Source organism: Sphingopyxis sp. GW247-27LB (assembly GCF_002277025.1).
In the GTDB taxonomy this organism is placed as follows: Bacteria; Pseudomonadota; Alphaproteobacteria; order Sphingomonadales; family Sphingomonadaceae; genus Sphingopyxis.
Window position 1 is genome coordinate 283,210 of the sequence record NZ_NIWD01000008.1, and the last position, 13,504, is coordinate 296,713.

The window sequence follows — 13,504 nt, forward strand, 5'->3', positions numbered from 1 at the left end:
TCATGTAAGCCGCACGACCACCGACCGGGTGGCGAGGGGAGCGGAACATGGATCAGTTCGACATCATCGTCATCGGCGGCGGCAGCGCGGGGAGCGCGGCGGCGGGACGGCTCGCCGAGGACGGGATGCAGCGGGTGTGCCTGGTCGAGGCGGGCGGGTCGAACGACAGCGTGCGGGTGAAGACGCCGGGTTTCATGCCCTTCATCCCCGATGCGTCCAACTATCGCTACGAGACGGTGCCGCAGGCGGGGCTGAACGGCCGCATCGGCTATCAGCCGCGCGGGCGCGGGCTGGGCGGGTCGAGCGCGATCAACGCGATGGTCTATATCCGCGGTAACGCCTTCGATTACGATCAATGGGCCGAACTCGGCGCGACCGGCTGGAGCTATGCCGACGTGCTGCCTTACTTCAAGCGCAGCGAGGGCAATGAGCGCGGGGGCGACGATTTTCACGGCGCGAGCGGGCCGCTCAACGTCATGGACCAGCGCTGGCCCAATGTGACGAGCCGGCGCTTCGTCGAAAGCGCCGCGGCGCTGCAACTGCCGCGCACCCGCGATTTCAACGGCGCGAACCAGGAGGGTTTCGGCCTCTATCAGGTGACGCAGAAGGCGGGCGAGCGCTGGTCGGCGGCGCGCGCCTATGTCGAGCCGCTGCGCGGGCGCGCCAATTTCGCGATCCGCACCGGCGCGCTGGTCGAGAAGATCCTGGTCGAGGACGGGCGCGCGACGGGGGTGGTGATCCGGCGCGGCAAGGGGCGCGAGACGCTGCGCGCGGCGGGGGGCGTGATCCTGTCGGCGGGCGCGTTCAACAGCCCGCAGATACTGATGCTGTCGGGGATCGGGCCGGCGGCGCATCTCGCCGAACACGGCATCGGGGTGGTCGCCGACCGCGCCGGGGTCGGTGCCAACCTGCAGGACCATATCGACTATGTGTCGAGCTGGGAGACGCGTTCGACCGAGCCCTTCGGCGACAGCCTGGGCGGGACCTGGCGAATGGTGAAGGCGATCGTCGAGCATCGCCTGGGGCGCACCGGGATCATGACGACCTGCTTTGCCGAGGCGGGCGGCTTCTGGACATCGCGGCCCGACCTCCCCGCGCCCGACATCCAATATCATTTCGTCCCCGCGATGCTCGAGGATCATGGCCGGGCCAAGGTCAAGGGCCACGGCTTTTCGTGCCACGCCTGCGTGCTGCGGCCCGAGAGCCGCGGCAGCGTGACATTGGCGTCGGGCGATGCCGCCGCGGCGCCGCGGATCGACCCCGGCTTCCTGACCGACGATCGCGACATGGCGACCCTGAGGGCGGGCGTGCGGATGATGCACCGGATCGTCGGCGCGCCGCCGCTGTCGGACTATGGCGGCGTCGACCGGCATCCGGTCGACCTCGCCGACGACGCCGCGCTCGATGCGCTGATCCGCAGCCGCGCCGACACCGTCTATCACCCGGTCGGGACGTGCCGGATGGGCAGCGACGCCGACGCGGTGGTCGACCCGGCGCTCAAGCTCAATGGCGTCGAGGGGCTGTGGGTCGCCGACGCAAGCGTCATGCCGCGGCTGGTCAGCGGCAACACCAATGCGCCGAGCATCATGATCGGCGAGCGCGCGGCGGATTTCGTGAAGGCGGCGCTGGGGTGATTTTCCAAACCCTCCTCTTCAGATGAGGGGCTCAAAGGAAGCACGCCTCCGCCAGCAGTTCTCCCTGTCCCGTGAGCCCGTAGCGGCTGACCGGCGGACGCCCGTCGACCACATCGCGCGTCACCAGCCCGTGCCGGCCGAGCGCCGTCAGTCCCTGCGACAGCGCGCGCGGGCTGGCGGGAGCGAGGAGGCGCGCGAGGGCGTTGAAGCGGTCGTGCCCCGTCCCGATCCCCGCGACGATCGGCAGGCCCCAGCGCGTCGCGGCGCCCGGCGGCAGGCCGAGCGCGGCCTGTGCCCCGGCGATCGTCGCGGCGCGTGCGGCGGCTGCGGCGCCCGCCTCGGTCACTATATATTCGGGGCGCAGCGGGTGGCCGTGGCCGGGGTTGCGCCGCACCCAGCCGAGCGCCGCCGCGGCCTCGATCGTGCGCGCCAGGCTGTCGCGCGACAGGCCGAGGCGGTGAATCAGCTCGACGAAGCGCGCGCCCTTGTGGCCCGCGAGATCGGCGAGCAGCGGCACCAGCCAGCGATGGCCGGAAAGCTGGACGAGCAGCGGATCGGGTGCGCTTGACCGCATTTGCAACTAACTATACAAACCAGACTATAAGAGCAAGAGCGCCGGGTGTTTCCCGATTCTCCGATGTCGTCATGGCGAGGGAAGCGGGGCCGAAGGAAGCCTTGGGTCAACCATCCGGGACGGGTCCGGGCGCTCCCGATGGCCGCCTCGCCAAGACGATCATCTTATTTGCAAAGGGAGACATGATATGGCGCTTCAGATCGGATCCGAACTGACCTGCTCGATGGGAGTCACCGACATGACCGCGTCGATCGCCTGGTACGAACGGGTGATGCAGTGCACGCTGCTCTACCGCGTCGACGAAATCGGCTGGTGCGAACTCGCGACGCCGATGGCGGGGGTGAATATCGGGCTGAGCCAGCTCGAATCGGTGGTGCAGGGCGGCGGCGCGACCAATGTGTTCGAGGTCGCCGACATCGACGCCGCGAAGGCGCATCTCGACGCCGAGGGGGTGCGGCAGGACGGCGACATCCAGCATGTGCCGGGACTGGTGCGGCTGATCACCTTCTACGATCCCGACGGCAATGCCTTCATGTTTTCGCAGTCGGAAAAGGCGGGCTGAGGGTAGCGGACGCGGGCCGGAAAGAGCGTAAGCCCCGTCGCATTTCTGCGGCGGGGCTTCCCTAGGTTGCGTCCGAAGACGCGAACCAAATTCTACCTTTTCTTTCGATCCAGTAGGTTCATGAAACGCGCCGGAAGAGACAATGGTTCCCCGGCGGACGGAAAATTTCCGCGTCGCCGGAAGGGGCGATTCGATTCGGCGGCGCGGCGATTCGGCGGTGCGTCATCCTCGAGGGAGGGCACGGATTTCCGGGGTTTCCGTCCGCACACCCCATCGCGGACAAAAAAAGAGGGCCGGGACTTGCGTCCCGGCCCAGCCTTTCAGGCTCTCCCCTCCTGAAACTGTTGACCCAATGAATGCCACATTAATGTCACCTTGGAAAGGCCTAAATTGGGGGCAGCGCTGCCCGGTTTTTGTGCAGGCGGCGGCGTGCACAAAATGCGCAAAAAGAGGCCGGGACTGGTCGGTCCCGGCCTTCAGTGGTTCGCAGGAGGAACCCCGGTGGACCCCGCCGCCCTTGAAAGAGGAGAGAGCCGGCGGCGGGTGTCCTGTCTCGTCAGTAATTATAGGCGCGCTCGCCATGCTCGCCGAGGTCGAGGCCTTCGCGTTCGACCTCTGCCGAGACGCGCAGTCCGGTGAGCGCCTTGGCGGCGTAGATGGCGATGGCGGTGCCGATGGCGGCCCAGACGATCGTCGCGGCGACCGCCGAGACCTGGGTCACGAGCTGCGGTCCGATGGCGAAATCCTCGCCGCCGGGGCCGCCGAGGCTCGGCGCATAGACGATGCCGGTGCCGATCGCGCCGACGATGCCGCCGATGCCGTGGATGCCGAAGGCGTCGAGCGAGTCGTCATAGCCGAGCTTCGGCTTGAGCACGGTGACCATGTAGAAGCAGACGACCGAGGCGACCGCGCCGAGCAGGATGGCGCCGAACGGCCCCGAATTGCCCGCCGCGGGGGTGACGGCGACCAGCCCCGCGATGATGCCCGAGCAAAAGCCGAGCGCCGAGGGCTTGTGGCCGCCGACCTTTTCGGCGAGCATCCAGGCGAGGCCCGCCGAAGCGGTGGCGACGAAGGTGTTGATCATCGCGAGCGCCGCCGAGCCGTTGGCCTCGAGCGCCGAGCCGGCGTTGAAGCCGAACCAGCCCACCCACAGGAGTCCGGTGCCGACCATCGTCAGCGTCAGCGCGTGCGGCGCCATGATTTCCTTCTGATAGCCGATGCGCTTGCCGAGGATGATCGCGGCGACGAGCGCCGAGACGCCCGCGTTGATGTGCACCACGGTGCCGCCCGCGAAATCGAGCGCGCCCATTTCGAAGAAGAGGCCGCCCGTCGCCCACACCATGTGCGCGATCGGGAAATAGACGATCGTCAGCCAGACGAGGCCGAAGACCATCACCGCGGCGAACTTCATGCGCTCGACCGTCGCGCCGAGGACCAGCGCGAGGGTGATCGCGGCGAAGGTCATCTGGAAGCTGATGAACACATATTCGGGCAGCTTGAAACCGTCGCTGAACGTGTCGGCGAGGCTGTCGGGCGTGACGCCCGCGAGGAAGAACTTGCCCCAGGCGAAGAAGGCATTGCCCTCGGGCCCGAAGGCGAGGCCATAGCCGTAACAGACCCAGACGATCATCGCGAGGCAGGCCGCGGCGCCGATCTGCGTCATCGTCGAGAGCATGTTCTTGGTGCGGGTAAGGCCGCCGTAGAAAAGCGCGAGGCCGGGCAGGATCATCGCGAGGACGAGCACGGTCGCGGTCATCATCCAGGCGGTGTCGCCCTTGTCGACCACCGGCGCGGCTTCGGCGGCGGCTTCCTGCGCCCAGGCGGGCAGCGCGGCGAACAGCGCGAGCCCGGCGGCCCCGGCGCTCGCCGCCATCTTGTTTGCGAACGTCATAGTTTCCCCCTTCATTAGAGAGCCGCCTCGCCGGTCTCGCCGGTGCGGATGCGTACGGCCTGACCCACGTCGAGAACGAAGATCTTGCCGTCGCCGATCGACCCGGTCCCGGCGCTTTGCTGGAGTGTTTCGACGACCCGCGGCGTGAGCGCGTCGTCGCAGACGAGTTCGATCTTCACCTTCGGCACCATGTTGGTCGCATATTCGGCGCCGCGGTAGATTTCGGTCTGTCCCTTTTGCCGGCCGAAGCCCTTGACCTCGGTCACGGTCATGCCGGCGATGCCCAGCCCGGTCAGTGCTTCGCGCACCTCGTCGAGCTTGAACGGTTTGATGATAGCCAGGATCAGCTTCATGATGCCCCCTTTTGCTAATGGCACCATGTTGCGGTGCAACAGCCGTGCCAGATTGCGCGAGGGCGGGAAAAGGCGATATTTTCTGAGGGTATTGCGGGCTGCGATGTTCGAAACATTCGCAGAATGGGCAGGAGCGGCGGGGTTTTGCCTAAATTTTAGGCAATGCTAAAGCAGCTTCGTCACCCCGGACTTGATCCGGGGTCCCGCTAGTCGAGGTCGCTGAGCGGGACCCCGGATCAAGTCCGGGGTGACGCGTGAGTAACGAACGATGCTCCTCGACTTCCGTCTTAGCCCACGCTCTCGAACCGCGCCCAGATCGGCAGATGGTCCGACGCCCGCGCCGCGAGCGCGCTCTGGTGCACGCCGGCTTCGACCGCCTGAAGGTCGGGCGAGGCGAAGATGCGGTCGAGCTTCGCGACCGGACGGCGGCTGTGGAAGCTGTGGCCGGTGTCGACGAGCCGGTGATGCTCGCCGAAATCGGCGAGGCAGCCGCCGCGATTGCGCCATTCGTTGCAGTCGCCCATCAGGATCGTCGGCAGCGCCTCGCCCCCGGAGACGTGGTTCAGGATGGCGCGCGCCTGCTGGCGGCGGCGCAGCCCCGAAATATCGAGGTGCATGCCGACGACGCGCAGCCGCGCCTCGCCGACGCGGAGCGTCGCCGCGACCGCGCCGCGCGGTTCGAGCGTCGGCAGGTGCAGCGCGTGGCTTTCCTCGACGTCGATCCCCTTTCGGACGAGCAGCGCGTTGCCGTGCCAGCCGATCGCATAGGGGCGGCCGCCCAGCAGGTCGACGGGAACATAGTCGCTATGCTCCTCGAACATGTGCGGCGGGATCGCGCTCGCGCGCGTGCCGAAGCGGCGGTCGGCCTCCTGCAGGGCGACGACGTCGGCGTCGAGCTCGCGCAGGACCGACAGCACCCGTGCGGGATCGCGGCGGCGGTCGAGCCCGATGCCCTTGCGCATATTGTAGGAGGCGACCTTGATCATGGGGAGAAAGGGCTGTCCTTCGGCTATTCCAGTGTAAAGGACGAGCGGGAGGGATTTGGGTTGCCTCACATGCCCGTCATTGCGAGCGGAACCGAAGCAATCCAGAGCGGTTTACGCAAGCCTGGATTGCTTCGTCGCTCCGCTCCTCGCAATGACGAGGGATATTCAACCCACGCCGAACTCTTCCATCAACGCCTGCGCTTCGGCGAGATCCTCGTCGAGCACCATGACGCGCACCGGGATCATCAGCCCGACGCTGTCGGCGATGTTCATGCCCGCGTCGAAACAGACCGCGGGAACCCCCGCCGATTCGAGCCGCCCGCGCAGCAGTTCGGCCTCGACGCCGCTGGGCAGCCGGACGAGCTCGACCAGCGGCATCAGGCGTCGCCCGCGATATAGCGGTCGGTGGCGCGCGTCGGCAGGCCGTCGATGCTTTTGGTGCGATTCTCGAATTTCTCCAGCCACTCGGCGGGGTCGGCCTGGCGATGATATTTCTGCAGCGTGTCGCGCTCGCGCTGCAATTCCATCATCGGCACGCCCCAGCCGCAGCTCGTCTGGACGCTCTCGACGTCGATGACGAAGATCTGGCGCGTGCCGGACAGCAGAGTGAAGGGCGCCGCGACGGCACCCCAGTCGGCGTCCTGCGGCAGCACCGGGCGCCCGCGACCGTAGATGCGCAAAATCCACGCCGGGCGGTCGAAGGCGCAGAACATCAGCGTGATGCGGCCGTCAGCGGCAAGATGCGCGTGAGTCTCGTTGCCCGATCCGCCGAGGTCGAGCCAGGCGACCCGCGATTCGGACAGGATGCGGAAGCTGCCGGCATAGCCCTTGGGCGACAGGTTGATCCGCCCGTCCGCCGCCGCGGTCGCGACGAAGAACATCGGCTGGCGCTCGATGAAGGCGACATGTTTGTCGGTCAGCGTGTCGGTGAATTCGGCCATGGAGCGATTTAGCGGGCCGCGGGCGGGCTTGTCACGCGCCGAAACGGACCGAGGGGCCGAGGATCAGCGCGAAGGCGAGCGTGGCGATGAGGCCCGCGACGAACAGCGGCCAGCTTCGCCCGACCGCGAAACCGGTCTCGGCCGTGCCCCTGGGCACCGCGAAGCCGATCGAGATGAAGCCCGCGAGCCCGCCGAAGGAAGAGGCGGCCGCCGACATCAGCGTGATGAAGAGGCCGACCGGATTGAGCAGCCCGGTGAGCACCGCGGCGACGCCGGCGACGAGATAATAGCCGTGCGCGAGAGTCCGGCGGGTCGGCCCGGTCGCCGGCGAATCGCCCAGCATCGCGGTAAGGCCGCGGATCGCGGCGCGGACGAGCCAGATATAGGCGCAGAGGCCGAAGAGGAATTCGCCGATCCGCCACAGCCCGGGATGGGCGAGCGGCCCGATGCCGCCGTCGACGCCGGGGCCGAGATCGCCGACCCCGCTCGCGCCCGAGAAGAGGAAATAGCCCGCCGCGACGAAGCCTTCGCTGACCCAAATGAGCCAGAGCAGCAGCCGCGAGACATCGCCGCGCGCGCGGCGCCACAGCGCATGGGCGGCGAGCGCGAGCAGCGTGTTCACCCCAACCCCGGCGAGCGCGACGATCCGGCGCGGCAGGCCGGCGAGCCCGTCGCAATCGGCATAGAAGGCGCCGATCTCGGTCACTTGGCCGCCCTGCAGCGCGCAGGCGGCGGCGTGGCCGCCGATCTCGTGCCACATCGTCAGCAGCGGCATCAGCAGCAGCCCGAGCCCGGCGACGGTGACGATATCGACCCGGCTCGCCCTCACCACCGGCTGCCCTCGGCGATCGCGGCTTCCTCTTCGGGCCGCGTCGCGCGGCCGAGCGCGGCGTTTCGATGCGGGAAGCGGCCGAAGCGGTCGATCATGTCGAAATGCTTCTGCGCATAATCGTGAAAGGCGGGGTCGGCGAGCTGGTGGAACAGGCGCAGCGATTCGCGCTGGTCGTCCCTGTCCTCGCTGTGCTGGAGGGGAAGATAGGCGAACTGGCGGCGTTCGTCGGGCCAGTCCCGGTCCCAGCCCTTTTCGACGATGCCGCGCGCGATCGCGCGGGCGAGGCTGTCGGTCGCGAAGGCCTCGGCGCTGCCGCGATATATGTTGCGCGGCACCTGGTCGAAGAGGATCGCCGCGGCGAGCGCGGTGTCGGGATCGGTCAGGAAGGCTTCGGGGGGCAGCGAGCGCAGCGCTTCGCGCCAGTCGGCGGCGAGGTCGCGCACCGCGGCGTCGAAATCGGGGCCGCCGCCATACCAGTCCTCCATGCCGCGGCCGTCGAACCAGAAGGCGAGGAGGCGCGCCGCCCAGTCGGCGGGCGGCGCGGCCGCTTCGGTCTGCTCCCCGGTCACGGACTATTTCGCGGCCGTGTCGATCTTGCGATAGGGGACGAATTCGCCGAGCGAGACGAAGCCCGCATACATATGGCTGTTGCGGTCGTGGAGTTCGATCGTGTCGATCGAGCACAGCCGCGTGCCGGTCAATTTGGTGACGAGGATATTGTCGTCGCCGTCGAGCGATTCGGCGCCGCCCCGCGGGCGGTTGACCCAGAGGGTGCTGCCGATGCGATAGACGATCGCGGTGTCGTCGACGACCTGCGAGCTGGTCGCGGACGACAGGGTGATGCAATCCTGCGGTTCGCCGGCGACGCGGCCTTCGAGAATCTTGGCGAGCTTTTCCTCGCCGGTCGGCTTGTCCTTGGCGGCAGCGGGCGCAGCCGCGAGGATCGCGGCGGAGAGGATGGTGGCAATCAGCGGACGCATGGTTCGACTCCAGTTCATTCAGGTCTCACCCTGAAACCACTCATAGCAGGAAGCGGGTGAACGGTCGCTGACTGATTTCGTAGAGAGGAACCGCACGTTAGGCGCCGGTTTTTAAGGGCGATGATATATTTGCAAAAACCGCTTGCGCCGGCTCTCGCCGGGATGACGAAGCGGGAGAGGTCCGCTTTCGGCCGGTATCGGCCAATCAAATCCTCCCCGCTTTGCGGGGAGGGGGACCGCCGAAGGCGGTGGAGGGGGCGGGCGGCCTGAAACGGCGTCGCGTAAGGACGCGAACCCCCTCCGTCAGCCCCTGCGGGGCTGCCACCTCCCCACAAGTGGGGAGGATCTGAACGCCCGCTCCCCCCCAAAGCCGACGTCCTCGCCTGCGTCTGCAACCGATATAGTCGCTCTGAAGAGGAGCGGTGCAACCGTTCAGGCGAAGGGCATGAACCCCCTCAGCACGCCGCGTCGGGAAGCGGGATGCCGAGCGGGCCCTTGCACTTCTTTTTCTTGGGCTTTTCGGCCGGTGCGCTGCCCGCATCGCTGCCGCCCGCCGCGCCCATGCCGCCGAAATCGGCACCGACCATCAGCATCGTGTGCGAGCGGAAGCGCACCTTCGCGGTCCAGTCGATATTCCACGCGACCTTGCCCGCGGGCTTGGGCGGGTAGGCGAAGTTCGCCTCCGGCCCGAAGGCGTTGAGATTGCCGATCATCATCTCGCCCGAGGCCTTCTTGACCTCGGCGGGAATCTGGCAGCTCGTCTGGCTCGGCGGCATCACGATCTTCTGCGGGATCAGCTTCGCGACGGTCGCGGGCGGCAGCCAGTCCCAGAGGCCGCCGCCGAACTCGCGCGACGCGCTGCTCGTCCACCACACCATGTCGCCGCTGCCGCCGCGGTCCATGCCGCCGATCGTCCAGGCGACATAGCCGGTCGCGTTCTGGACCGGGTTCCAGCGGATCATCACCGAGCCGTCGCCTTGCGCCGCGGTCGAGGCCTGGAGCGGGTCCATATAATCCTGCGCGAGGGTGAAGTTGATGTCGGAGCCGACATTGCTCGCGACGCGATGCGCGCCGAGCAGCGAACTGTCTTTCGACGGCGGCTTGCCCCCCTTGCCGTTCGGCCAGTCCATGTAGGAGCGGCTGTTCGCGGCCGACACCTCGCGGACCACCGGCACGGCGGTCGAGAAGAGGCCGGGCGGCACCTGCCCCGCCGCGACCTTGGCGAAGTCGATCACGACCGGCTGCCCCGGCCCCGCCTTCGCGCCGCAGCCCCAATAGAGGAGCAGGCGGCCCTTCGGGCGCTCGAATTCGGTGGTGGTGCTGCCCTCGCGGCGCTCGGGGCTGATCAGCGGCACCGACTTGCCGAGCTTCGCCTGCGGCTCGAAATAATGGTCGCCCCTGGGCGGCGGCGCGCCGGGCGCCTGGTCGGAGCCGAGACGGAGCAGGAGCTGGTGGGCGACCGCCTTGTCGGGGCCGCCCCCGAACATCATGCTCATCGCCCCGCCCATGCCGCCCTTGCCGCCGCCCATCGCGGCGAAGCCCGACATGGTCGCGACGTCCATCTCATAGCGTTCCTTGGGGCCGGTCGTTTTTTGTGCCGAGCCGGGAACGGCGGCGAGTATCGTGGCGACGGCGGCCACGGGAACAAAACGCAGAGTCGAACGCATGCTATCCTCCCTGTGCAGGGGATTCCCCCACGGATAATGCGACCGAATCTTTTTCTGTTTGCCCATCCTATATGCGCGGTGGGGAGGAACGCCAAGTGAGCGCGATCACTCCCGCAAATATCGTCATCCCGGACTCGATCGGCGTTTATACCCTCAAGACAGGTATGCGGGTGATCCCCGGCGAAAGCCGGGGTCCACGCCATGCGCGCGCCATCTGGACCCCGGCTTTCGCCGGGGATCACTCACCTGTCTGAAAGGGACAATCGTCTACTTGATCCGGGGTCCATTCAACGATCGTAGCCATGGGTGCCGGATCAAGTCCGGCATGACGAGAGAGGGGCTGTTTACGCCGTGCCGCCCACGGTCAGCCCGCTGACCAGCAGGGTCGGCTGGCCGACGCCGGCGGGGACGCTCTGGCCGCCCTTGCCGCAGACGCCGATGCCCTCGTCGAGCGCCATGTCGTCCCCGATGCCGGTGACCTTGGTGAGCACGCTCGGGCCGTCGCCGATCAGCGTCGCGCCCTTGATCGGTGTGCCGAGCTTGCCGTTCTCGATCTTGTAGGCCTCGGTGCAGGAGAAGACGAACTTGCCCGAGACGATGTCGACCTGCCCGCCGCCGAAGCTCTTGGCGAAGATGCCGTTCCGGACGCGGCCAAGCAGTTCGGCGGGATCGTCGCTGCCGCCGCGCATGAAGGTGTTGGTCATCCGCGGCATCGGCGCGTGGGCGAAGCTCTCGCGGCGGCCGTTGCCGGTCGGCGCGACGCCCATCAGCCGGGCGTTGAGCCGGTCCTGCATATAGCCCTTGAGGATGCCGTCCTCGATCAGGATATTCTCCTGCGTCGGGGTGCCCTCGTCGTCGATGCTGAGCGAGCCGCGGCGCCCGCCGCCCACCGGGCTGGCGATGCTGCCGTCGTCGATCACGGTGACGCCCGGCGCCGCGACGCGTTCGCCGATTCGCCCCGAAAAGGCACTGGTGCCCTTGCGGTTGAAATCGCCTTCGAGCCCGTGGCCGACCGCTTCGTGGAGCAATACGCCGGGCCAGCCGGGACCGAGCAGCACGGTGAACTCGCCCGCGGGGGCGTCGACCGCGCGCAAATTGACGAGCGCCTGCGCCAGCGCCTCGTCGATCGCGCGGTTCCACTGGTCGGGCTCGAACAGATGGTCGTACATATAGCGGCCGCCGAGGCCGAAATAGCCGCTCTCGCGCCGCCCATTCTCCTCGACCACGATCGAGACGTTGAGGCGGACGAGCGGGCGCACGTCGGTCGCGAGGAAACCGTCGGCGCGGACGATCTCGACCACCGACCAGCTTCCCGCCAGCGTCACCGACACCTGCGCGACGCGCGGGTCGCGCGCGCGGGCGGCGGCGTCGACCTGCTGACAGAGCGCGACCTTCTTCGCGAAGGGGATGAGGTCGAGCGGGTTCGCCTCGGCGTAAAGGTGGCGGTTGGTGCGCGGCGGAGGGGCGGCGGGCGCCTGCTTCGCGGGATCGAGCAGCGCCAGCGTCTCGGCGGCGCGGCGGATCGCGCCGGCGCTGATGTCGCTCGCATGCGCGAAGCCCGTCATCTCGCCCGACACGGCGCGCAGGCCGAAACCGGCATCGGTCGAATAGTCGGCGGTCTTGAGCCGCCCGTCGTCGAAGCCGAAGCTCTCGGTCGCGCGATACTGCAGATAGAGCTCGCCGTCGTCGGCCCTGGCGAGCGCCTCGCGCGCAAGGCTCTGCGCGAGATCGGGGTCGAGCGCATCGGCGCGGTAGAGGAAACGGCGGGGATCGGTGGGGCTTGTCATGTGCTGGATATAGGCATGCGGGGCGGCCCGCGCAAAGGGGCATCGCTGCGGCGGGCGATGGGCGGATAATGCCGGGGAGGGCTTGAGGTGGGAGCGGACACTGCCCCACTAGGATAGAAAGGGTGCGTTCCGGTGGATGGCAGCGCTTGGCGATCTCCGGCGAAAGCCGGGGCCCAGAGCGTTGGAGAGCCGGCGCTGCATGGTGACGCTCTGGACCCCGGCTTTCGCCGGGGATCACGTCGGATATGATGGCGGCGAAAATCGCCCCTACAGATAGTTGACCGTCAGCGTGAAGCTGCCGCTGTAATCGCCCGCGGGTTGGTTCGGCGGTACGGTGAGCGTCCCACCGATATAATAGGTCTGCACGCCGCTCGGGAACAAGGTCGCGCTTGGGCCGAGCAAGGTGATGCCGCCGCCGCTCGTTGATACGGCGCGGGTCAGCGTTGCGGTCATCGACGGGCCGCCGCCGGCGCGGGTCAGCGTCACCGAATTGCTGCCGCTGACGATCAGCAGCAGCCAGCCGCCGGTCCCCTGGAATATCGCGCGCTGCGCGCCGCCGCCGACGGGGGTGACGCCGCCGCTGGTCGCGCGCGCGCCGGTGACCGGGTCGATCGTCACCGTACCGGCGGCGCCGCTGATCAGCGTGCCGAAGTCGAGATCGTCGGTTTTGACGAGCGTGTTCGGACGGACGACCGCCGCGGTCGCGGTGCCGCTCTGCTCGGCCCCTTGCGCGGGCGCGGCGAGCGCGCCGGCGGCGACGCCCGCGATGATGGCAAGGCGGCGCAGGCAAGCGCCGCGGTTGCTGGTCCTTCGAATCCCCACGATTCTGCTCCTGTCCGGCACAGACCTATGCCAGCCGGACGTGAGCCGATGATGCAGGGACGTGGTAAAGAGCGGCTTTACCTTTGGGCGGGCGATCCCCCCCCCGACTCTCAACCTTTGTCGGCGATCCCGCCGGGTCTCAGCTTTTGTCGGCGATCCCGCCGCCGTTCAATTCTTGTCGGCGATCCCGCCGACGAGGATGAAGCGCCGGTCGCAATAGCCGCAGTCGACGAAGCCGTCCTCGGGGTCGATCTCGAGCCAGACGCGCGGATGGCCGAGCGCGGCGTTGGCGAGGCCGTCACCGGTGCCGTCGCAGGCGATGCGGGTCTTGGGCGTGCGGATCGTTTCGGGTGCGGGCTGGGTCATCGACCGCGCCCATAGCAAGCGTCTCGCGGCTCGGCAATCGGCTGCGAACGCAGGCCGGACGGCGGCATGACGGCACCGGGCCCGCGCCTCCCCCAAGGCGCGACTGGTC

General features: G+C 68.1%; 15 protein-coding genes. 2 read left to right on the forward strand and 13 right to left on the reverse strand.

Annotated elements, in window-relative coordinates; genetic code table 11:
• Positions 1 to 47 precede the first annotated feature (47 nt).
• Positions 48 to 1,634, forward strand: coding sequence for a GMC family oxidoreductase (locus CD928_RS08965; RefSeq protein WP_095386755.1), 1,587 nt, complete (start codon positions 48 to 50; stop codon positions 1,632 to 1,634).
• Between the two features lie 31 nt (positions 1,635 to 1,665).
• Here CD928_RS08965 and CD928_RS08970 read toward each other — a convergent pair whose 3' ends face one another.
• Complete coding sequence (locus CD928_RS08970; protein ID WP_095386756.1) at positions 1,666 to 2,208, reverse strand: helix-turn-helix domain-containing protein; 543 nt, start codon at positions 2,206 to 2,208, stop codon at positions 1,666 to 1,668.
• Between the two features lie 187 nt (positions 2,209 to 2,395).
• Here CD928_RS08970 and CD928_RS08975 point away from each other — a divergent pair, with 187 nt between their 5' ends.
• Positions 2,396 to 2,770 carry a VOC family protein gene (locus CD928_RS08975; RefSeq protein WP_095386757.1) on the forward strand — a complete coding sequence of 125 codons (375 nt, stop codon included), beginning with the start codon at positions 2,396 to 2,398 and terminating at the stop codon, positions 2,768 to 2,770.
• A gap of 556 nt (positions 2,771 to 3,326) precedes the next feature.
• Here CD928_RS08975 and CD928_RS08980 read toward each other — a convergent pair.
• The 12 genes from CD928_RS08980 to CD928_RS09035 form a co-directional block, all read right to left on the reverse strand.
• Positions 3,327 to 4,661: an ammonium transporter gene (locus tag CD928_RS08980; RefSeq protein ID WP_095387347.1), complete on the reverse strand. Its 1,335-nt coding sequence runs from the start codon at positions 4,659 to 4,661 to the stop codon at positions 3,327 to 3,329.
• Positions 4,662 to 4,675: 14 nt separating this feature from the next.
• Positions 4,676 to 5,014 carry a P-II family nitrogen regulator gene (locus CD928_RS08985; protein ID WP_095386758.1) on the reverse strand — a complete coding sequence of 113 codons (339 nt, stop codon included), beginning with the start codon at positions 5,012 to 5,014 and terminating at the stop codon, positions 4,676 to 4,678.
• A gap of 287 nt (positions 5,015 to 5,301) precedes the next feature.
• On the reverse strand, positions 5,302 to 6,000 hold the full coding sequence (locus CD928_RS08990) for an endonuclease/exonuclease/phosphatase family protein (RefSeq protein WP_095386759.1): 699 nt from the start codon (positions 5,998 to 6,000) through the stop codon (positions 5,302 to 5,304).
• A gap of 165 nt (positions 6,001 to 6,165) precedes the next feature.
• Positions 6,166 to 6,378: a DUF2007 domain-containing protein gene (locus tag CD928_RS08995; RefSeq protein ID WP_095386760.1), complete on the reverse strand. Its 213-nt coding sequence runs from the start codon at positions 6,376 to 6,378 to the stop codon at positions 6,166 to 6,168.
• Positions 6,378 to 6,941: a pyridoxamine 5'-phosphate oxidase family protein gene (locus CD928_RS09000; protein ID WP_095386761.1), complete on the reverse strand. Its 564-nt coding sequence runs from the start codon at positions 6,939 to 6,941 to the stop codon at positions 6,378 to 6,380. Before CD928_RS09000 ends, CD928_RS08995 begins: the two co-directional genes overlap by 1 nt.
• A 31-nt stretch (positions 6,942 to 6,972) precedes the next feature.
• Positions 6,973 to 7,770 carry a hypothetical protein gene (locus tag CD928_RS09005; RefSeq protein ID WP_217983746.1) on the reverse strand — a complete coding sequence of 266 codons (798 nt, stop codon included), beginning with the start codon at positions 7,768 to 7,770 and terminating at the stop codon, positions 6,973 to 6,975.
• The gene (locus CD928_RS09010; RefSeq protein WP_095386763.1) at positions 7,767 to 8,342 is read right to left on the reverse strand and encodes a DUF924 family protein; all 576 of its coding nucleotides are present in this window, start codon (positions 8,340 to 8,342) and stop codon (positions 7,767 to 7,769) included. Before CD928_RS09010 ends, CD928_RS09005 begins: the two co-directional genes overlap by 4 nt.
• A gap of 3 nt (positions 8,343 to 8,345) precedes the next feature.
• Positions 8,346 to 8,753 (reverse strand): hypothetical protein, encoded by a 408-nt coding sequence (locus CD928_RS09015; RefSeq protein WP_095386764.1) that lies wholly within the window; start codon positions 8,751 to 8,753, stop codon positions 8,346 to 8,348.
• Positions 8,754 to 9,208: 455 nt separating this feature from the next.
• Entirely contained in the window at positions 9,209 to 10,420 is a 1,212-nt protein-coding gene (locus CD928_RS09020) for a hypothetical protein (RefSeq protein ID WP_095386765.1), read from the reverse strand.
• A 344-nt stretch (positions 10,421 to 10,764) separates the two neighbouring features.
• Positions 10,765 to 12,207, reverse strand: coding sequence for a metalloprotease TldD (gene tldD, locus CD928_RS09025; protein WP_095386766.1), 1,443 nt, complete (start codon positions 12,205 to 12,207; stop codon positions 10,765 to 10,767).
• Between the two features lie 267 nt (positions 12,208 to 12,474).
• Complete coding sequence (locus CD928_RS09030) at positions 12,475 to 13,029, reverse strand: DUF4402 domain-containing protein (RefSeq protein WP_176473528.1); 555 nt, start codon at positions 13,027 to 13,029, stop codon at positions 12,475 to 12,477.
• A gap of 168 nt (positions 13,030 to 13,197) precedes the next feature.
• Positions 13,198 to 13,395: a zinc-finger domain-containing protein gene (locus tag CD928_RS09035; protein WP_095386768.1), complete on the reverse strand. Its 198-nt coding sequence runs from the start codon at positions 13,393 to 13,395 to the stop codon at positions 13,198 to 13,200.
• Positions 13,396 to 13,504: the final 109 nt, after the last annotated feature.

What these genes read in the sequence shown, in the direction of transcription:
- CD928_RS08965 (WP_095386755.1), top strand. Translation starts at nt 48, where the DNA reads ATGGATCAGTTCGACATCATCGTCATCGGCGGCGGCAGCGCGGGGAGC.
- CD928_RS08970 (WP_095386756.1), bottom strand. Translation starts at nt 2,208, where the DNA reads ATGCGGTCAAGCGCACCCGATCCGCTGCTCGTCCAGCTTTCCGGCCAT.
- CD928_RS08975 (WP_095386757.1), top strand. Translation starts at nt 2,396, where the DNA reads ATGGCGCTTCAGATCGGATCCGAACTGACCTGCTCGATGGGAGTCACC.
- CD928_RS08980 (WP_095387347.1), bottom strand. Translation starts at nt 4,661, where the DNA reads ATGACGTTCGCAAACAAGATGGCGGCGAGCGCCGGGGCCGCCGGGCTC.
- CD928_RS08985 (WP_095386758.1), bottom strand. Translation starts at nt 5,014, where the DNA reads ATGAAGCTGATCCTGGCTATCATCAAACCGTTCAAGCTCGACGAGGTG.
- CD928_RS08990 (WP_095386759.1), bottom strand. Translation starts at nt 6,000, where the DNA reads ATGATCAAGGTCGCCTCCTACAATATGCGCAAGGGCATCGGGCTCGAC.
- CD928_RS08995 (WP_095386760.1), bottom strand. Translation starts at nt 6,378, where the DNA reads ATGCCGCTGGTCGAGCTCGTCCGGCTGCCCAGCGGCGTCGAGGCCGAA.
- CD928_RS09000 (WP_095386761.1), bottom strand. Translation starts at nt 6,941, where the DNA reads ATGGCCGAATTCACCGACACGCTGACCGACAAACATGTCGCCTTCATC.
- CD928_RS09015 (WP_095386764.1), bottom strand. Translation starts at nt 8,753, where the DNA reads ATGCGTCCGCTGATTGCCACCATCCTCTCCGCCGCGATCCTCGCGGCT.
- CD928_RS09020 (WP_095386765.1), bottom strand. Translation starts at nt 10,420, where the DNA reads ATGCGTTCGACTCTGCGTTTTGTTCCCGTGGCCGCCGTCGCCACGATA.
- tldD (WP_095386766.1), bottom strand. Translation starts at nt 12,207, where the DNA reads ATGACAAGCCCCACCGATCCCCGCCGTTTCCTCTACCGCGCCGATGCG.
- CD928_RS09035 (WP_095386768.1), bottom strand. Translation starts at nt 13,395, where the DNA reads ATGACCCAGCCCGCACCCGAAACGATCCGCACGCCCAAGACCCGCATC.